Source organism: Mesorhizobium huakuii (assembly GCF_014189455.1).
GTDB lineage: Bacteria > Pseudomonadota > Alphaproteobacteria > Rhizobiales > Rhizobiaceae > Mesorhizobium > Mesorhizobium huakuii_A.
The window spans coordinates 3,428,774-3,447,605 of sequence record NZ_CP050296.1 but is presented as its reverse complement, the minus strand read 5'-3'; the positions used below and the strand labels follow the sequence as shown (position 1 = coordinate 3,447,605).

15 protein-coding genes are annotated in these 18,832 nt (G+C 62.6%); 12 read left to right on the top strand and 3 right to left on the bottom strand.

The window, feature by feature from the left end:
* The first annotated feature begins 27 nt into the window (after positions 1 to 27).
* From HB778_RS17130 to HB778_RS17115, 4 genes are all read left to right on the top strand, one after another.
* Positions 28 to 780, top strand: coding sequence for a glycosyltransferase family 2 protein (locus HB778_RS17130; RefSeq protein ID WP_183464874.1), 753 nt, complete (start codon positions 28 to 30; stop codon positions 778 to 780).
* Positions 780 to 1,457, top strand: coding sequence for a glycosyltransferase family 2 protein (locus HB778_RS17125; protein WP_183464873.1), 678 nt, complete (start codon positions 780 to 782; stop codon positions 1,455 to 1,457). Before HB778_RS17130 ends, HB778_RS17125 begins: the two co-directional genes overlap by 1 nt.
* Positions 1,457 to 2,926: a nucleotidyltransferase family protein gene (locus HB778_RS17120; protein WP_183464872.1), complete on the top strand. Its 1,470-nt coding sequence runs from the start codon at positions 1,457 to 1,459 to the stop codon at positions 2,924 to 2,926. Before HB778_RS17125 ends, HB778_RS17120 begins: the two co-directional genes overlap by 1 nt.
* Before the next feature lie 281 nt (positions 2,927 to 3,207).
* Positions 3,208 to 4,737: a hypothetical protein gene (locus tag HB778_RS17115; protein ID WP_183464871.1), complete on the top strand. Its 1,530-nt coding sequence runs from the start codon at positions 3,208 to 3,210 to the stop codon at positions 4,735 to 4,737.
* 237 nt (positions 4,738 to 4,974) lie between these two features.
* On the opposite strand, the gene HB778_RS17110 is transcribed toward HB778_RS17115, so the two are convergent.
* On the bottom strand, positions 4,975 to 5,592 hold the full coding sequence (locus HB778_RS17110; protein ID WP_183464870.1) for an alpha-ketoglutarate-dependent dioxygenase AlkB family protein: 618 nt from the start codon (positions 5,590 to 5,592) through the stop codon (positions 4,975 to 4,977).
* 292 nt (positions 5,593 to 5,884) lie between these two features.
* Here HB778_RS17110 and HB778_RS17105 point away from each other — a divergent pair, with 292 nt between their 5' ends.
* A complete protein-coding gene (locus tag HB778_RS17105; RefSeq protein ID WP_183464869.1) occupies positions 5,885 to 8,041 on the top strand; it encodes a TonB-dependent siderophore receptor in 2,157 nt (718 codons plus the stop codon).
* A gap of 75 nt (positions 8,042 to 8,116) precedes the next feature.
* On the opposite strand, the gene arfB is transcribed toward HB778_RS17105, so the two are convergent.
* Complete coding sequence (gene arfB / locus HB778_RS17100; RefSeq protein WP_183464868.1) at positions 8,117 to 8,554, bottom strand: alternative ribosome rescue aminoacyl-tRNA hydrolase ArfB; 438 nt, start codon at positions 8,552 to 8,554, stop codon at positions 8,117 to 8,119.
* Between the two features lie 79 nt (positions 8,555 to 8,633).
* Positions 8,634 to 10,244, bottom strand: coding sequence for a phosphoenolpyruvate carboxykinase (locus HB778_RS17095; protein WP_183464867.1), 1,611 nt, complete (start codon positions 10,242 to 10,244; stop codon positions 8,634 to 8,636).
* Between the two features lie 343 nt (positions 10,245 to 10,587).
* Between HB778_RS17095 and HB778_RS17090 the strand changes: the two genes are divergently transcribed.
* From HB778_RS17090 to HB778_RS17060, 7 genes are all read left to right on the top strand, one after another.
* Complete coding sequence (locus HB778_RS17090) at positions 10,588 to 11,289, top strand: response regulator transcription factor (RefSeq protein ID WP_010912942.1); 702 nt, start codon at positions 10,588 to 10,590, stop codon at positions 11,287 to 11,289.
* Positions 11,290 to 11,373: 84 nt separating this feature from the next.
* Complete coding sequence (locus tag HB778_RS17085; protein WP_183464866.1) at positions 11,374 to 13,158, top strand: sensor histidine kinase; 1,785 nt, start codon at positions 11,374 to 11,376, stop codon at positions 13,156 to 13,158.
* 22 nt (positions 13,159 to 13,180) lie between these two features.
* A complete protein-coding gene (locus HB778_RS17080; protein ID WP_183464865.1) occupies positions 13,181 to 13,627 on the top strand; it encodes an HPr kinase/phosphorylase in 447 nt (148 codons plus the stop codon).
* A 164-nt stretch (positions 13,628 to 13,791) separates the two neighbouring features.
* The gene (locus HB778_RS17075; RefSeq protein WP_010912939.1) at positions 13,792 to 14,193 is read left to right on the top strand and encodes a PTS sugar transporter subunit IIA; all 402 of its coding nucleotides are present in this window, start codon (positions 13,792 to 13,794) and stop codon (positions 14,191 to 14,193) included.
* The gene (locus tag HB778_RS17070) at positions 14,190 to 14,486 is read left to right on the top strand and encodes an HPr family phosphocarrier protein (RefSeq protein ID WP_096452795.1); all 297 of its coding nucleotides are present in this window, start codon (positions 14,190 to 14,192) and stop codon (positions 14,484 to 14,486) included. Before HB778_RS17075 ends, HB778_RS17070 begins: the two co-directional genes overlap by 4 nt.
* Before the next feature lie 182 nt (positions 14,487 to 14,668).
* Positions 14,669 to 16,069 carry an adenosylhomocysteinase gene (ahcY, locus tag HB778_RS17065; RefSeq protein WP_183464864.1) on the top strand — a complete coding sequence of 467 codons (1,401 nt, stop codon included), beginning with the start codon at positions 14,669 to 14,671 and terminating at the stop codon, positions 16,067 to 16,069.
* A 199-nt stretch (positions 16,070 to 16,268) separates the two neighbouring features.
* A complete protein-coding gene (locus HB778_RS17060; protein WP_183464863.1) occupies positions 16,269 to 18,824 on the top strand; it encodes a sensor histidine kinase in 2,556 nt (851 codons plus the stop codon).
* The last annotated feature ends 8 nt before the right edge of the window (positions 18,825 to 18,832 follow it).

The window sequence follows — 18,832 nt, the reverse complement described above, 5'->3', positions numbered from 1 at the left end:
CGGATCGAGGCCAGGCTTGGGGCTGATATGAGGCTGAGCGTGATCATGCCGGTCCATAACCGCGAGACCTTTGTGGGCCCGGCGCTACGCTCGCTGCTCAGGCAGCGTGATGCCGCCGATCTCGACATCATCGTCATCGATGACGGCTCGACCGACGGATCGGCCGAAATGGTGCGCTCGCTGATGGCGGAGAACGCCTGCATCCGCCTGTTTCAACAACCCAATATGGGTGTGACCCGGACGCGCAACACCGGGCTGGGATTGCTCAAGCCGGAGACCGACCTTGTCTCCTTTCTCGATTCGGACGACATTTCGCCGGTCGGACGCTTTGCGGCCGATATCGAACTCTTCCGCAACGATCCGAATCTGGATCTCACCTATTCAAGGATGATGCTGGTCGACAAGATCGACGACGAGCGCCTGGAGCCTGCCGCCGACAGCCGCAGTATCACGGTTCGCGGCATCCATTTGTCGGCGGCGATCTTCACGCGCCGGCTTGTCGGGCGCATCGGTGTGTTCGACGAAGCCTTCCATCAGGCGGAGGACACCGACTACCTCTTGCGCACCTTCGAAAGCGGACCAAGATATGTCACGCCGGAGACCGTGGCCCTCTACTATAGACGCCATCCCGGCAACATGACCCGGCAGACCGATGTCCAGTCCCGTGAATTCATGCGTGCAATCTACAAGTCGATGACCCGCCGCAAGGCAGATCCGACCTTGCGGCGGATCGAAGGCATCTTCGAACTCAAGGATCTCGCTGACTGGCAGTTCATGTGATGAGCGGATACGGCGTCGTCATTCCGGCATTCAACGCCAGCGGCACGATTGGCGAGACGCTGCGATCGGTCGCCACCCAGACGGTGCGGCCCGACCTGGTGGTGATCGTCGATGATGGTTCGACCGACGACCTGGCTTCAGCGATCGGCGGAACAGACCTGCCGGTGCAGCTGCTGCGCCAGGCAAATGCCGGACCTGGCAGCGCCACGACCAGGGGTATCGCCGCGTTGTCGACGCCGCTCATCGCGACGCTCGATGCGGACGATCTGTGGCTGCCGGACAAGATCGAGAGACAGCTGGCGCATCTCAAGAGATGTCCCGCGACAGCGGGCGTTTTCTGTCACTGGCGGAATTTCCGCAACGACCAGCCGGACGCGCCCGAGGCCACGGCCGTGCCTGGCTGGTCGCGGACCACCATGATGATCCGCCGCGAGGTCGCCAAGACGGTTGGACCGATCGTCGATCCGCCGGGCGGCCGTGGCGAAATGATCGACTGGATCGCCCGGGCGCGCGAGGCGGGCCTTGCCCTCGACATGCTGGACGAGGCGCTGGCGCTGCGCCGCATACGGCCGGGCAGCCTGTCCTATGGACGCGATGCGGCCCGCGACCGCGGCTATCTCGAAGTGGCACGGCTCGCCATGCTGCGGCGGGCCCGCAACAAAGCCGGCCCGGGCTGATGGCTGATATCCGCTGTATCGAGCGTCGCTTCCCGGACTATGGCTGGTCATGGCCGACGGGCGGACTAGACCAGTTGCTCAAGGCCGCACTTCTTCCCGACGAGGATGCCGCAGCCGCTTGCGCCGGCCGCTGGCTGGACGAGAACGATATCGATCATGTCTCGTTTCGCGAGCACCGGCTGCTGGCCGCGATCTCCGATAGGTTCGGCAGGAAGCTCGCCGGCCATTCCGCTTATCCGCGCCTTGTCGGCCTGCAGAAGATGCTGTGGACCAAATCGCGTATGGCGATGCGCGAAGCAGAACCGGCGCTGAAGGCGATGACCGATGCGGGATGCAAGGTGATGCTCATCAAGGGCGCCAGCCGCATTGCCTTGAACGCCTCGGCACAGCGCGGCCGGGTGGCGCACGACATCGACATATTGGTGCGGCCGCAGGACATGCAAACGGCCTTCGACGTGCTGCGCGACGGCGACTGGCAGATCGCCACGGGTGTCAGCCCGCAATATCTGCGGACAAGGCTGGCGTCGCTGCGCTCGATGAACTTCTTCAAGGGCAATCTCGGCGACATCGACCTGCACCAGCTCGCCTATGACGGTTCGCAGCGAAGCGAGGAAGACGACCTGGCCATCTGGCAACGGGCCGATAGCGCCGAATTCAGCGGCGTCGGCGTGCTGGTGCCGTCGCCGGCCGACCGCATCGCGCTTGCCATCGCGCATGGCGGGCTCGATGCCCACACGCACAGCGACTGGCTGGTCGATTGCGCGGTGGCCATTCGCGGCGGCGATGTAGACTGGGATGTGTTCCTCGATGTTGTCGCCAGACGCGGCCTTGCCGTTGCCGCTGCTGTAGCGCTCTCCTATTTGGCGCTTGAAACAGGCGTGGGGGTGCCGGACAAGGTGCTGGGGCGCGTGCTTGACATGGCCGACCGCACCGGTCTCTCGCGCTGGTCGGCGGTGCTGCAGGCCAAGCCGCGGACCGATTTCGGCAGGCTGGTCTGGTTGTCGCGTGGCCTTGCCAAGCAGTTGCGGCTGCGACGCAAGAGCGGCCGGCTGCGGCAGGAGCCGCCAGCCAAGGCCTGGCGCGGCAGGCCAGCCCGCAACGAGCCGTCGCAAACGCTGCCGCCATCGGTATTCTCACAGGCCATACCTTGCCCGCCAACGGCAGGCGAGATGATGCTGGACATCACAGTCAAGATCCGTGTGCCACCAGTCCGCCGCCGCATCGAGATGGAGATCAACGTCGATGACGACCATATTGCGCGCCTGCGCGCCATGGCCATCAGCCGGTCCGGCGGGGAACGGGTGCTGCATTTTCGCGGCAAGGTGACGCTTGATGGAGAAAGGCGCGCCGTGACGCTGGAGGCGCGACCCTCCCGGCAATTCCGCCAATGGGACGATGATGCGACAGTCGCAGCCTATGGCGCACTGCCCTTCCATCTGATCTCGGCGATTTTTTCGCCGCTGCGCTAAGACGGAAGCACCCACCAAGCATCGATCGGCCTGTGCAACAGTCTTGCACGGACAACCAAGTTCTCGACGCGATGCCGACGAACATCGCAGACTGTAACGGCGCGATTAACTGCACTTTAGGCAATCCCGGCTAGCTTGCGACGTCAGGCAGGCGCAGCTGTGCACCCGCCCGTGATTTCGTCGTACTGCGTAAAAATGATCTTTGCTGGGGCGGTCCGATGAGCATGGGAAGTGTCCGAAACATCAGTACCGCGACCGGCTTTGCGTCTTCGATTGGAAGCTTGTCGCCGGTCTGGCTTGTCGCGGCCGTGGTGGTGTTCTCTTTTTTCATGCCGTGGACGGCCGGCGACAATACCGACGTCAGCTGGCTCATCGTCATCTGCGAAAAGGTCCTTGATGGCCAGAAGCTCTATGTCGACATTCTGGAAACCAACCCGCCTTTCTCCGTGGCCCTCTATATTGGGCCGGTGTGGCTGTCCCACAGGCTCGGCATCTCGCCGGAATCGGCAATCGAGTGCTTCATCTATCTGGTCTTCTTCGTTTCGATTGCGCTGTCGGCGATGGTCATCGAACGCGGCCGAATCTTTGTCGATCTGAAGACGCAATGGATCTATCCCGCGCTGGCGGTTTTGCTTCTCATCATGCCTGGGAATGTTTTCGGCCAGCGCGAACATATCGGTACGATGTTGTTCATGCCGATGCTGTTCCTGATGATGTGGCGGATTGAAAACCGTGCCCATGCGCCGGTTCCTCTCGGCCTTGCCGTAGCGGTTGGCCTGGCTGGAAGCGTGCTGCTTCTGGTCAAACCGCATTGGGCAACCGGCATCATATTTCCGTACCTCTTTATCGCTTGGCGCAGACGCTCGCTGATGGCGTGCCTGACGGCTGAAAACGTCGTCATCTTCACGGTTTGCGCTGCCTATCTCGTCAGTGTGTATCTATGGTTCCCCGAGTTTCTCGGCGCCTTCCTGCAAGTGCTGATGCGCTACTATGTCAGCCTGCGGGCCAACATAAATATCGTCGCCGCATTGCCGACTTTTGCGATCTTTGTCGTCTTCGCGGTTTTCCAGATGCGCAAATCTGTCTGGCGAGACGACGTCGCGCTGGCGATGGTGAGTGCCGGCGGCCTCTTTGTTTCCATGGTGTATCTTGGAAAATACTGGCCCAATCACCAGTATCCTTTCCAGACTACGCTGGTGTTTGCGATGCTGCTGGCCGTGGCATCACGATGGCAAATGGCGTTTGGCCTGGCAAATGCGGAGGCCGCCTCCGAGGTCGCCAGCGTCAAGCTCCATGCCGCAGCCGCGCTGGCCGTGGTCGCTGCGCTTTCGGTGACGCACCACCAGTTCTATCAACTGCCCGAGAAAAGCCTGGTCGATGCCATCAAGAGCCGTTACGCCTCGCCATCGATCGTTCAGGTCAGCTCCGATCTTTCCGTCGGCAATCCGCTGACAAGGATGAGCAATGGTCGCTGGCTGTCGGCCTATGCTCATGATTGGGTCGGCACCTATGCGCTTTGGGGTCTGATGCGGGGTACGTATCAAGGCGAAGACGAGCGCATCGCACGGCAGGACCTTGATAATTATACGCGCTACGTCAATTCCCTGATCCGCGACAACAAGCCCGATATCATCCTGATGGATCGGATGAACAAGAAAAAGTCAGCGTGGTCGCTCACGGCGGACTTTCCGCCAATCTGGATCGTGTGGATGCGTCAGAACGCGGATTTCCAAACCCTGATGGAAGGCTATGAGGAAATCGCGAGCGGGGACTACATTGAAGTCTATGCACGGCGTTCGGACGCCCATTAGAGCAGTTCACCATTTTACGGAAACGGCGATCTTCCCTAACTCTTTGTTTTGACACAATTCCTGTGGGGAAAGCGCTATGCGCTTTTTCCCGGGAAAGCCGTTTCACACTTTTCCTGGAATTTGTTCTAAAGCGCGTCGCGTTGAACCGGATTCATGCGACGCGCTTTAGATCTTTGTTTTTATGCATGTCGTTCTCCCAAAACCGAGGTCACTTTTGGGCGATATGCATTAGCTCGCTCACTCGGCTTTCGTCACCCGCCGCAGCGTCAGATTGATCCTGCCGCCGTTCTTGAGCAACGCCGAGGTCGATGGGTAAATGCGGTCGACGCCGTGGAAGCAGAGGCGGCCCTCGCCGCCGAGCACGACGACGTCGCCGCTCTTCAGCCTGAACGACTTGGTGGCGCCCTCGCGCGTCGCCTGACCGACCCTGAACAGGCAATCGTCGCCCAGTGAGACGGAGACGACGGGTGCCGAGAAATCGGCCTCGTCGCGATCCTGGTGCAGGCCCATCTTCGCGTCGGCCGTGTAGAAATTGATCAGGCAGGCCTGCGGCGGATTCGGATAGGCCGATACCTGCCGCCAGAGATCGAGCAGGCTCTCCGGGATCGGCGGCCAGGGCTCTCCGGTCAGCGGATGCATGGGCTGGTAGCGATAGCCTCGTTCCTTGTCGGTGACCCACCCGAGCGGACCGCAATTGGTCATGCGCACGCTCATCTCCTTGCCGGTGCGCGGCATGGCCGGCACGAACAGCGGAGCCTGCTGGACGATACCCCTCACCGCCTCGACCAGAGCCTCCTGCACGGTGCGGGAGAGATAGGCCGGCATGTGGCGGACGCCCTTGGGCAGAACAAGCATGGAATAGCGCACCTTGAGATGGTTCGAGCCCGCAAGATGCCACCATCGAAGGAAAACGGCGACCCGAAAGCCGTCGGCGGTCTGATGGCGGCTGTCGACGGAGAGGATGGGCGGTGAATTCGCTGCCCACTTTCGCGAAAGGCGGTTGACGGACAAATATGAATTCCATAGTCAAGTTTTTGAACTTGAGTATTTTAGACAACAATCTGGATGCCGGCGAGAGGGAGAGGTCGCCGACAGCGAATGGCAAAGAGCGAGGCATGTCGACGTGACGTTTCATGAGGGGTCTAACATGGTCAGAGGTGGCAGGATCTGGTGCCGGGGATTGCTCGCCACGCCGTGCCTGGCGGCGCTGCTTTGTGCTCATCAGGCGCTTGCGCAGCAGGCCGCCGCCCAGTCACAAGATGGCACGCTCGAGCCGATCACGGTCAGCGGCAAGGGCGGCCGGGTCAATTCCGGGGATGACGACAAGACGGTGGCCGCCAAGCGCAGCTCCGGCGCGACCAAGACGGATACGCCACTCATCGAAACGCCCCGCTCCGTCTCGGTGGTGACGCGCAAGGAGATCGAGGAGCGCGGCGCGCAGGACATCATCGAGGCGGTGCGCTATTCGGCGGGCGTCAGCACCGGCGCCTATGGCTTCGATCCGCGCTTCGACCAGATTTATATCAGAGGCTACGACGCCACGACGCTGGGCGACTACAAGGACGGGCTGCGCCAGCCCTACATCAATTACGGCACCTTTCGCACCGACCCCTATTCGCTCGAACGCGTCGAGGTGATCAAGGGACCGGTATCGGTGCTTTATGGCGCGGGAACGCCGGCCGGCATCGTCAACAAGGTGCCCAAGCTGCCGACCGAGGACAGGATCCGCGAAGTCCAATTGCTTTATGGCACCAAGGACAGGGCGCAGGCGGCCTTCGATTTCGGCGGCCCCGTTACCGAAGGCAGCGACGAGTTCCTCTACCGGATCGTCGGTCTGGCGCGGAACGGCGACACCAATTTCGACATCGCCGACGACCGCTATTTCCTGCAGCCGTCGCTGACCTGGAATCCCGATGCCGCGACCTCCTTCACCATCTACGGGCTGGTGCAGGCTGACGAGACGGATACCAATGTCGGCGCGATCACCGATCCCTCGGGAAAGGTTCACGCTTTGCGAGAAAGCGATCCGGACTACGACTATCAGAAGATCCGGCAGCAGCAGATCGGCTACAAGTTCGAGCACGATTTCGGCGATGGCATCACCGTGCGCCAAAATGTTCGATACTCACATCTGGATCTGAGGTCGCGTTACCTCTCCATCTCCAGTTGGACAGGCACTGTCGCGCATCGCTATGCGAGCTCGATTCGCGACGAAATGAACGTGTTCCAGGCCGACAACCAGATCGAGGCCAAATTCGACACCGGGGCGCTCGCCCACACTGTGCTTCTCGGCCTTGACTACACCAACCTGACCTCGTCCTTCGGCTATGGCGCGGGTCCCATCAATCCTGCCTATGATTTCGACATTGCCAATCCGACATACGGTGTTTCCGGCCCGACGCCGGATTACAATGTCACGACTTCCGATGCGGATCTGCGCCAGACCGGCATTTACGCGCTGGATCAGGTTGAACTGGACAGATGGCGTTTCACGCTCGGTGGCCGACAGACATGGGTCGAGCAGACGCGTGACTATGGAGGCGGCGTTTCCGACGATTTGAACAAGAACGCCTTCAGCATGCAGGCCGGCGCCCTCTATCTGTTCGACAATGGCGTTGCGCCCTTTGCGAGCTATGCGACCTCGTTCGAGCCGGTCACGAATCGATCCGAGTCAGGCGACATTCTCCAGCCGACGAAGGGCGAGCAGTTCGAACTGGGGGTGAAATACCAGCCGCCGGGAACCGACATCCTGCTGTCGGCGGTCGCCTATCATCTCGTCGAGAAGAACAAGCCGGTCGTCGTCAACGCCAACACAGGCACCTACCGGGCGCTCGGCGAAGTCACCAGCAACGGCTTTGAACTCGAGGCCCGCGCGGCCATTACGGACGGGCTGGATGTGATCGCCGCCTATAATTACAATCACGCCGAGATCACGGACGGTGCCCCCGGCTCGACGGAGATCGGCAAGGTTCCGGCCGTCACGCCCGCGCATGTCGCGAGCCTCTGGGCCAACTACAAGTTCGACGAGGGCAGTGCCGCCTCAGGCCTTTCCGTCGGTGCCGGTGTAAGGATGCAGAGCGCGACCTATACCGACACCACCAACACCGCCAAGAATGATGCCGCGGTCCATCTCGATGCCTCGGCGTCCTATGATTTCGGCGCCATCGACAAGAAATATGAAGGTGTTTCCGCTGCCTTCGCCATCCGCAACATTGCCGATGAACGTCCCATCGTGTGCAACAGCGGCTACTGCTATTTGGGTCAGGGCCGCAACGTCACGGCTTCGCTGAAGCGCAGCTGGTAGGGTCTGCTGTGTTTGCGCGTCGCCTGGGCGCGCAAAATGCCCCTTGTCAAACTCGGTCAAGCACGCACCGGGTTCTTAATCGTTCTCCACCCGGCCGCGCAGCTTTTTGATCGTACCGCGTCCGGCCTTGCTCTTCAGCCGCCGCTCGACCGCGCCTTTCGAGGGGCGCGTCTTCTTGCGCGGCGGCGGCGGCGGCTCGGCGGCCTTGGCGACCAGCGCCGTGAGCCTTGCCCGGGCGTCGGCGCGGTTCTGCTCCTGGGTGCGGAAGCGCCCGGCCTCGATGACGATGACGCCGTCCTTGGTGGCGCGCTGGCCGGCAAGCTTGATCGTGCGCGCACGCACGCGTTCCGATAGGCCGGCCGCGTTGGCGGCGTCGAAGCGCAGCTGCACGGCGGTCGCCACCTTGTTGACGTTCTGGCCACCGGGACCGGACGAACGAATGAAATCCTCGTGCAGGTCGCCCGGGTGGATCACGGCTTCGCCCGATATGATGATGTTGTCGTCGATCGGCATGCCGCAGTCATGGCGCGGCGACGTGAAAGAAAAGGCCCGATCGAAACCGGGCCTTCAATGGTGCTGAGCGGCGTGGCTATTACTCCGCCGCTTCCTGCATGCGGGGCGCCGCACCCATGACGGTAGCATCGACATGCGGCTCGAATTTCTCGAAGTTGACGGCGAACATGCCGACCAGTCTTGCCGCTTGCCGGTCATAGGCAGGCTTGTCGGCCCAGGTCGAGCGCGGATCGAGAATGGCGCTGTCGACGCCAGGCACGGCCACCGGCACCTCGAAGCCGAAATTGGCGTCGGTACGGAACTCGCCGTTCTTCAGCGAGCCGTCGAGGGCGGCGGCAAGCAAAGCGCGCGTCGCCTTGATCGGCATGCGCTTGCCCGTGCCATAGGCGCCGCCGGTCCAGCCGGTGTTGACCAGCCAGCAATCGGCGCCGTGGCTGGCGATGAGCGCGCGCAGCAGATTGCCGTATTCCGACGGATGGCGCGGCATGAACGGTGCGCCGAAGCAGGTCGAGAACGTCGCCTCGGGCTCGGTCACGCCCTTTTCGGTTCCAGCCACCTTGGCCGTGTAGCCGGAGAGGAAATGATACATTGCCTGCGCCGGGGTCAGCCGCGCGATCGGCGGCATCACGCCGAAGGCGTCGGCAGTCAGCATGATGATGTTTTTCGGATGACTGGCGCGCCCGGTCTTGGAGGCATTGGGAATGAAGTCGAGCGGGTAGGCGCAGCGTGTGTTTTCGGTGAGGCGGCCGTCGTTGAAGTCCGGCACGCCGTCGGCGTCGAGCACGACATTTTCCAGCACCGTGCCGAAGCGCTGCGTGGTGGCGAATATCTCCGGCTCGGCTTCGGCCGACAGCTTAATTGTCTTGGCGTAGCAGCCGCCTTCGAAATTGAAGATGCCGTGCGGGCCCCAGCCATGCTCATCGTCGCCGATCAGCGTGCGCGACGGATCGGCCGACAGCGTCGTCTTGCCGGTTCCCGAAAGCCCGAAGAAGACGGCGGCGTCGCCGGCCGGCCCCTCATTGGCCGAGCAATGCATCGGCATGACGCCCTTTTCCGGCAGGAGATAGTTGAGCATGGTGAACACCGACTTCTTCATCTCGCCGGCATAGGAGGTGCCGCCGATGAGCACGATCTTGCGGGTGAGGTCGACGGCGATCACCGTCTCGGTGCGGCTGCCGTGGCGGGCGGGATCGGCGCGGAAGGACGGCAGGTCGATGATCGTCATCTCAGGCGCGAACTGTTCGAGTTCGGCTTTGTCCGGGCGGATGAGCAGATTGCGGATGAACAGCGAGTGCCAGGCAAATTCGGTGATGACGCGCGTCGGCAGTTTCAGCTCGGCATCGGCGCCGCCGACCAGATCCTGAACATAGAGATCCCTGTCTGCGGCGTGGGCAAGGAAATCGGCGAACAGCGTTTCGAACTGGGCCGGCGAGATCGCCTTGTTGTTGTCCCACCAGACATGCGCCTCTGTGGCGGCGTCGCGGACGACGAACTTGTCCTTGGGCGAACGGCCTGTGTGCTGGCCGGTCTCGGCGACCAGCGCGCCATGCGCGGTCAACCGGGCCTCGCCGCGCCGGATCGCCTCCTCATAGAGGGCGGCCGCACCGAAATTGTAGCGCACCATGCCGGTGGTTTTCAGGCCGATACGATCGATCGGGCAAGCAGGATTGCGTTTGCCGACTTCCGACATTGGTGTCCCTTCTACGATTTTCCGCATCTTTGCCGGCGTCTTTCCGGCACGCCCACTACGCAGGCTGAGATGGTCAAAACCAGAAAAGCCAAATGATATCAAATCATTAATCGATTTAAATATTTTGAAAGTTGTTTAAATCGTTTATATATGCGAAAAGTTTCACGGTTGCCCAAAGGATTGGCGCTGTTCGTTCGTCCAATCCATGTCGAGGTAGGATTGTGGCCTGCGGCACCCCGCGCGTGACAGCGGACAAGGCCTATGCCACATTTTGTACCTAATTTGTCCTGCAAAAGCCCCTTCTCTACGAAAGAAGGGACAGCTCATGAGGGAGCCGCTTGAAATGGCAACAATCGCGCTTGTCGATGACGACCGCAACATTCTGACGTCGGTGTCGATCGCCCTCGAATCCGAGGGATATCGCGTCGAGACCTACACGGATGGTGCGTCCGCGCTGGAAGGCCTGGCGGCACGTCCGCCGAATCTTGCCATCCTCGACATCAAGATGCCGCGCATGGACGGCATGGAACTGTTGCGCCGGATGCGCCAGAAGTCCGACCTGCCGGTGATCTTCCTGACCTCCAAGGACGACGAGATCGATGAATTGTTCGGCCTCAAGATGGGCGCCGACGATTTCATCCGCAAACCGTTCTCACAGCGCCTGCTGGTCGAGCGGGTGCGCGCCGTGCTGCGCCGTGCCAGTGCCCGCGAGGCTGCGGCAAAGGCGCCCAGCCAGCAGGCCCGCTCGCTCGAGCGCGGCCAGTTGGTCATGGACCAGGAACGCCATACCTGCACCTGGAAAGGCGAACCGGTGACGCTCACCGTCACCGAATTCCTGATCCTGCACTCGCTGGCGCAGCGTCCCGGTGTCGTAAAAAGCCGTGATGCGCTGATGGATTCAGCCTATGATGAGCAGGTCTATGTCGACGACCGCACGATCGACAGCCACATCAAGCGGCTGCGCAAGAAGTTCAAGGCTGTCGACGACGACTTCGAGATGATCGAAACCCTTTACGGAGTCGGATACCGGTTCCGCGAAGCGTAATTTGATGTATGTCGAGCAAAAGCGGTCCCGGTTTTGGGGCTGCGACATGCGTCGAACCGAAGACTAAGCAGGGACTGCTATTCGATGGCAGTGGAAGCACAGCGAACAAGGCCGACGGGCGCCGCCAGGCGGCCGTCGCGCATTATGCCGTCCTTCGTGTCGAAGATCACGGTGCCGATGCGCCGCTTCCTCGGCCACCACATCTTTTCCAGCCTGACCCGGCGCATCCTGTTCCTCAACCTTGCCGGCCTGGCTGTCCTGGTCACCGGCATCCTCTACCTCAACACCTTCCGCGACGGGCTGATCGATGCCCGCGTCGAAAGCCTGATGACGCAGGGCGAGATCATCGCCGGCGCGATCGCGGCGTCGGCGACGGTCGAGACCGATTCGATCAGCATCGACCCGGAAAAGCTGCTTGAGCTGCAGGCCGGCGAGAGCCTGGGGCCGGGCTCGGACCAGCTCGACAATCTCGATTTCCCGATCAATCCGGAGCGTGTCGCGCCGGTGCTGCGACGGCTGATCTCGCCGACCCGAACGCGGGCCCGCATCTATGACCGCGACGCCAATCTGCTGCTCGATTCGCGCCATCTCTATTCGCGCGGCCAGATCCTGCGCTACGACCTGCCGCCGGTCGAGGAAGAAGAGCCTGATCTCGTCGAGCGCGTCCAGAAATTCATCTTCGACTTCTTCCGCAACACCGACTTGCCTGTCTATCGCGAGCAGCCGGGCGGCAATGGCGCGGCTTTTCCGGAAGTGGTCAAGGCGCTGACCGGCAGCCCATCGACCATCGTGCGCGTCTCGGAACAGGGCGAGCAGATCGTTTCGGTGGCGGTGCCGATCCAGCGCTTCCGCGCCGTTCTCGGCGTCTTGATGCTGTCGACCGAAGGCGGCGACATCGACAAGATCGTCGCCGCCGAGCGCAAGGCGATCCTGCGCGTCTTCGGCATCGCGGCACTCGTCACCGCCATCCTGTCGATGCTTTTGGCCTCGACCATCGCCAACCCGCTACGCCGGCTGTCGGCGGCGGCGGTGCGGGTCAGGCGCGGCGTCAAGAGTCGCGAGGAGATCCCCGACTTTTCCGACCGCCAGGATGAGATCGGCAATCTGTCAATCGCCGTGCGCGACATGACCAACGCGCTCTATGCCCGTATCGAGGCGATCGAAAGCTTCGCCGCCGACGTGTCGCATGAGTTGAAGAACCCGCTGACGTCGCTGCGCAGCGCGGTGGAAACCTTGCCGCTGGCCAAGAACGACAATTCGCGCAGCCGGCTGATGGACATCATCCAGCATGACGTCCGACGGCTGGACCGCCTGATCACCGACATTTCCGACGCCTCACGTCTCGACGCCGAACTGGCGCGCGAAGATGCCGGGACGGTGGACCTGAAGAAATTCATCACCGACCTCGTCGCCGTGTCGCGCGAGACCACCCGCAATAAGAAAGCGGTCGAGATCGAGCTCAAGGTCGCCAAGCTGCCGCAAGGCGTCAAAGGCTATTTCGTCGCCGGCCACGATCTGCGCATCGGCCAGGTCGTCACCAATCTGATCGAGAATGCGCGCTCCTTCGTTCCCGAGGACCATGGCCACATCAGCCTGTCGCTGGCGCGCGCCGGCAAGTTCAACATCCTGACCGTCGACGACAATGGTCCCGGCATCCGCGCCGACAATATCGACCGCATCTTCGAACGCTTCTACACCGACCGGCCTGCCGGCGAGGCGTTCGGCCAGAATTCGGGCCTTGGCCTGTCGATCTCCAGGCAGATCGTCGAGGCCCATGGCGGCACGCTGACCGCCGAGAACATTCCCGGCACCAAGCCGGGCGAGATCAAGGGCGCGCGCTTCGTCGTGACGCTGCCGGCCGAAGCATGATTCCAAATGTTTAGGTGCGGCCGTGCGGCCTGAAAACATTCACGCAACGGCGATCCTAATCGGCGAGCGCGGCCTGCTTTTCAGCGGAGCATCCGGTTCGGGCAAGACGACGCTGGCGCTGACGCTTATCGACCATTGCCGCCAGCGCGGATTGTTTGCGCGGCTGATTGGCGACGATCAGCTTTTCGTCGAGGCGCATGCCGGGCGGCTGGTGTGCCGTGCTCCCGCCACGATAGAAGGTCTTGCCGAAGTGCCGGGGCTCGGGCCACGGAAGCTGCCGTTCGAACCGGCCTGCGTCGTCGACCTGCATATACTCCTGTTGCCGGCCGGCGTAATCGCACGCTTCCAGGAGGACGCCAGCGACGAGATCATCGGCTGCACGGTGCCGCGGATCGAACTGGCCGAACGCAATGTCACGGCTGCCTTGCCCGCCGTGATGGCGCGGCTGTCGATCATGCCTTTTCTATGATCCGGTCAGAGTTTTTTGCTGCAATGCGTCAAAATGGCATGGGCCGGCGCAATTTTGGGCTTGTCAACGGGCCGCGCGTCGACAAGATAGCGCTCCCGCCGCCTGGAATGGCTGGCGAGCATAAAATGCGCCTGTGAAGCGGCGATGACGGGAGCCACCAAAGAATGATCGGACTCGTGCTTGTAACGCACGGTCAACTGGCCACCGAGTTCCGACATGCCGTCGAACATGTCGTCGGGCCACAAGACAATTTCGAAACCGTGGCGATCGGTGCCGACGACGATATGGAACAGCGTCGCCGCGACATCGTCGACGCCGTCGCCCGTGTCGATACCGGAGCGGGCGTCATCGTGCTGACCGACATGTTCGGCGGCACGCCGTCGAACCTCGCCATTTCGGTGATGGAGTCCGGGCGCACCGAGGTGATCGCCGGCATGAACCTGCCGATGCTCATCAAGCTGTCCTCGATCCGCAAGGGCGACAACATGGCAGCCGCGCTCGACGAGGCGCAGGCAGCCGGCCGCAAATACATCAATGTCGCCAGCCAGCTTCTGAGCAGCAAATGAACGCGCTATCCCCGGAAAAAGACCAAATCGTCCGGGAGTTTCCGATCGTCAACCAGCGCGGCCTGCATGCACGCGCCTCGGCGAAATTCGTCCAGCTCGCCAGCGGCTTCGACGCCTCGGTGCATGTCGAGAAGGACGGCCTCAAGGTCGGCGGCACGTCGATCATGGGCCTGATGATGCTTGCCGCCAGCCCGGGCTACTCGATCCGCGTCACCGCCAGCGGGCCGGAGGCGCTCGAGGTCATGGACGCGCTGGAGCAGCTTGTTGCCTCCCGTTTCGGCGAGGAATGCTGATCCCGTACGCCGCACGAAGCATGCCTGCGGGACATGCAGGGATAAAGATTTCTTTATATCCCATTGTCGTCTCGACACCGATCTGCTAGTCAGGCCGGCAATTCGCGCCCTTCGACGCGCCGACCGGCGCGGGCGCATCCGCAACCAATTCGCAAGCACATCAAATCGCACGGAGCACTGCCATGACGGGTAGCAAGGATTATGTGGTCGCCGACATCTCGCTTGCCGGCTGGGGCCGCAAGGAACTTGATATCGCCGAAACCGAAATGCCCGGCCTGATGGCCTGCCGCGAGGAATTCGGCGTCAAGAAGCCGCTCAAGGGCGCGCGCATCACCGGCTCGCTGCACATGACCATCCAGACCGCGGTGCTGATCGAGACGCTGAAGGCGCTCGGCGCCGATATCCGCTGGGCCTCCTGCAACATCTTCTCGACCCAGGACCATGCGGCGGCGGCGATCGCCGAGGCCGGCATTCCGGTCTTCGCCGTCAAGGGCGAGAGCCTCGAACAGTATTGGGACTACACCGACCGGATCTTCCAGTGGGCCGATGGCGGCCTGTCCAACATGATCCTCGATGATGGCGGCGACGCCACCATGTACATCCTGATCGGCGCCCGCGCCGAGGCCGGCGAAGACGTGCTGTCCAACCCGCAGAGCGAGGAAGAGGAATATTTCTATGCCCAGGTCAAGAAGCGCCTGAAGGCTTCGCCCGGCTTCTTCACCAAGCAGAAGGCTGCGATCCGCGGCGTCACCGAAGAGACGACCACCGGCGTCAACCGGCTCTACCAGCTGCAGAAGAAGGGCCTGCTGCCCTTCCCGGCGATCAACGTCAACGATTCCGTCACCAAGTCGAAGTTCGACAACAAGTATGGCTGCAAGGAATCGCTGGTCGACGGCATCCGTCGCGGCACCGACACGATGATGGCCGGCAAGGTCGCGGTCGTCTGCGGCTATGGCGACGTCGGCAAGGGCTCGTCGGCCTCGCTCAAGGGCGCCGGCGCCCGCGTCAAGGTCACCGAAGTCGACCCGATCTGCGCCCTGCAGGCGGCCATGGACGGCTTTGAGGTCGTCACGCTGGAGGACGCGGCTCCGACCGCCGACATCGTCATCACCACCACCGGCAACAAGGATGTCGTCACCCTCGACCATATGCGGTCGATGAAGGACATGGTGATCGTCGGCAATATCGGCCACTTCGACAACGAGATCCAGGTGGCGTCGCTGCGCAATCTGAAATGGACCAACGTCAAGCCGCAGGTCGACATGATCACCTTCCCGGACGGCAAGCGGATGATCCTGTTGTCGGAAGGCCGCCTGCTCAATCTCGGCAACGCCACCGGCCATCCGAGCTTCGTCATGTCGGCATCCTTCACCAACCAGGTGCTGGCCCAGATCGAGCTGTTCAGCAAGGGCGAGCAGTACCAGAACCAGGTCTATGTCCTGCCCAAGCATCTCGACGAGAAGGTCGCGCGCCTGCACCTCGACAAGCTCGGCGCCCGCCTGACCGAACTGTCGGGTGAGCAGGCCGCCTATATCGGCGTCACGCCGCAGGGTCCGTTCAAGCCGGAACACTACCGCTATTAACCAAAGCTAAATTTACTACCAGATATTGAGGCCGGGCGATTGACTTTTCGCCCGGCTTTATTTTTGCGCGCGATCAGCCTTCACGGCGATTCGGCGAGGGTTTATTGTCAGGTGATTCGCGACGCTTCCGGCCCGAGAGGGGATCAGAGAGGCGCGTTTCAGGGCGGTCTTGCATTCAGGCGGCGGAGAGGACCAAGACATGCCGGGGCAAAACCCGCACGGAGCGGGATCGGCCGTTTCCGGCGGCCACGACGATTCGGGGCCGATCGGCTCAGCCACCCAGGGCGGGCGCCTTTCATGGCGTGCCCGTGCGGGACTGTTCCTGGCCAGTTCAGCACTTGCCTATCCGCTGGCCAGCGCCGTGGCGCATGCCGAGAACGCCACTGTCGCGACCGCCGGCCTGTCGATCAGCACAGTCGAGGTCATGCAGCTTGCGGTGTTCGTCGGCGTGACGGGCGCGGCGCTTCTGTCGGCCATCGTTCTCATCCGCGAACGGGCTCGTACCTCGGCGGAAAATGTCGAACTGAGAAGCCGCGTCGCCGACGTCAACGCGGCACTGCGCCGTTCGGAAGCGCTGCTCAATCTGCGCGACCAGCGTGTGGTCGTCTGGGCTTCGGAAAACAAGAAACCCGAACTCATCGGCACATTGCCGGTCGAAAGCGGAGCGCCCGAGGAGCGGGCGGCATTTCTGGCCTTCGGCCGCTGGCTGATGCCGCGCTCGGCGGCGGCGCTCGAGCATGCCATCGCGGGCTTGCGCGAAAAGGCCCGGCCCTTCGACCTGGTCATCGAATCGCAGGCCGGCGCTCCGCTCGAGGTGCATGGCCGCAAGAGCGCCGCGCATATACTGGTGCGGTTTGTCTCGCTTTCCGAGACCCAGCGCAGCCAGGCCAGGCTAAAGATCGACAACCAGCGGCTGGCCGCCGACCATGACATGATGATCGGCCTGCTCGAGGCGCTTAAGATGCCGGCATGGCTGCGCGACGAGCACGGGCGCCTGAAATGGGTCAACCGGGCCTATGCCGACGCGGTCGAAGCCGAAAGCGCGGAAGCCGCGGTCCGCGACGCCAAGGAATTCCTCGGCGGCCAGGCGCGTGAGGCAATCGACACCCAGCACAAATCGCATCCGGTCTTCGAGCAATCGCTCTCCACGGTGATCGAAGGCGACCGCCGCGTCTTCGCGGTGACCGACTTCGCCGGCCCGGACGGTTCGGCCGGGCTTGCCTGCGACACCAGCGCCATCGAGACCATTCGCGGCGAATATGAGCGGACGGTGCGCAGCCATGCCGACACGCTCGACCAGCTCAACACCGCGGTCGCCATCTTCGACACTGACGAGAAGCTGCGCTTCTTCAACCAGGCCTTCCAGAAACTGTGGGGCCTGGACTCTGGCTTCCTGCTCAGCGCGCCCGACAATGCGCTTTTGCTCGACCGGCTGCGCAGCGAAGGCAAGATCGCCGAGCAGCCCGAATGGCGCCGCTGGAAAGAAGGCCTGCTCGGCGCCTACCGCGCGGTGGAATCGCAGGAACATTGGTGGCATCTGCCAGATGGGAAGACCATCCGCGTCGTCGCCAACCCGCAGCCCAAGGGCGGCGTCACCTGGGTCTTCGAGAACCTGACCGAGAAGATGGACCTGGAAAGCCGCTATCGCACCGCGGTGCGAGTCCAGGGCGAAACGCTCGACAATCTCGCCGAAGGCGTGGCGGTGTTCGGCCCCGATGGGCGGCTCCGCCTGTCGAACCCGGCTTTTGCCACGCTGTGGGGCCTGAGCACGGAAGCCGCCAAGCCCAATGTGCACGTCTCGACGATCCGCGATCTCAGCGACAGGCAGGCGGTCGACAGCCCCTGGCCCGGCTTCGTCGCTGCCATTACCGGTTTCGACGACGAACGCCGCGAACGCCACGGCCAGACCGAGCTCAACAATGGCATCGTGCTGCGCTACGCCGTGATTCCGCTGCCCAACGGGCAAGTGATGATGACTTTCGTCGACGTCACAGACAGCGTGAATGTCGAACGCGCGCTGAAGGACAAGAACGAGGCGCTGGAAAAGTCCGACCAGCTCAAGAACGACTTCGTCCAGCACGTGTCCTACGAGCTGCGTTCGCCGCTGACCAACATCATCGGCTTCACCGAACTGCTTTCCGTGCCGACGACCGGACCACTGAATCAAAAGCAGCGCGAATATGTCGAGCATGTCAGCTCATCCTCCTCGGTGCTGCTGACCATCGTCAACGACATACTCGACCTCGCGACCGTCGATGCCGGCATCATGCAGCTCGACATTTCCGAGGTGCATGTCGACCGCACCATCGCGGCGGCAGCGGAACTCGTCGCCGACCGGCTGCAGGAACATTCGATCCGGCTCGAGGTCGATGCCGCCGCTGCGCCGAAGACGTTCCACGGCGACGAGACCCGCATCCGGCAGATCCTCTACAATCTGCTCAGCAACGCCGCCAATTACGCACCGGAAGCCAGCACCATCCGGCTCGCCTGCCGCCATCTGGCGGACGGGGTGGAGTTCTCGGTTCATGACGACGGTCCAGGCATGCCGCCGGATGTGCTCGATTCAGTGTTCCGCCGCTTCGAACCGCGCACCAATGGCGGCCGCCGGCGCGGCGCCGGGCTCGGCCTGTCGATCGTCAAGAGCTTCGTCGAACTGCATGGCGGCCACGTTCGCATCGAAACCGGCAAGGACAAGGGCACCACCGTCATCTGCACCTTCCCCGACATGCCGGGCATTCGCGCCGCGGCCGAGTAGCGCGCTCG

Bases quoted from the DNA above. Each gene is read 5' to 3' on its own strand.
- HB778_RS17110 (WP_183464870.1), bottom strand. From the start codon at position 5,592: ATGCTTGTTCTGCCCAAGGGCGTCCGCCACATGCCGGCCTATCTCTCC.
- HB778_RS17085 (WP_183464866.1), top strand. From the start codon at position 11,374: ATGGCAGTGGAAGCACAGCGAACAAGGCCGACGGGCGCCGCCAGGCGG.
- HB778_RS17075 (WP_010912939.1), top strand. From the start codon at position 13,792: ATGATCGGACTCGTGCTTGTAACGCACGGTCAACTGGCCACCGAGTTC.
- HB778_RS17105 (WP_183464869.1), top strand. From the start codon at position 5,885: ATGGTCAGAGGTGGCAGGATCTGGTGCCGGGGATTGCTCGCCACGCCG.
- HB778_RS17120 (WP_183464872.1), top strand. From the start codon at position 1,457: ATGGCTGATATCCGCTGTATCGAGCGTCGCTTCCCGGACTATGGCTGG.
- arfB (WP_183464868.1), bottom strand. From the start codon at position 8,554: ATGCCGATCGACGACAACATCATCATATCGGGCGAAGCCGTGATCCAC.
- ahcY (WP_183464864.1), top strand. From the start codon at position 14,669: ATGACGGGTAGCAAGGATTATGTGGTCGCCGACATCTCGCTTGCCGGC.
- HB778_RS17060 (WP_183464863.1), top strand. From the start codon at position 16,269: ATGCCGGGGCAAAACCCGCACGGAGCGGGATCGGCCGTTTCCGGCGGC.
- HB778_RS17095 (WP_183464867.1), bottom strand. From the start codon at position 10,244: ATGTCGGAAGTCGGCAAACGCAATCCTGCTTGCCCGATCGATCGTATC.
- HB778_RS17125 (WP_183464873.1), top strand. From the start codon at position 780: ATGAGCGGATACGGCGTCGTCATTCCGGCATTCAACGCCAGCGGCACG.
- HB778_RS17070 (WP_096452795.1), top strand. From the start codon at position 14,190: ATGAACGCGCTATCCCCGGAAAAAGACCAAATCGTCCGGGAGTTTCCG.
- HB778_RS17090 (WP_010912942.1), top strand. From the start codon at position 10,588: ATGGCAACAATCGCGCTTGTCGATGACGACCGCAACATTCTGACGTCG.
- HB778_RS17130 (WP_183464874.1), top strand. From the start codon at position 28: ATGAGGCTGAGCGTGATCATGCCGGTCCATAACCGCGAGACCTTTGTG.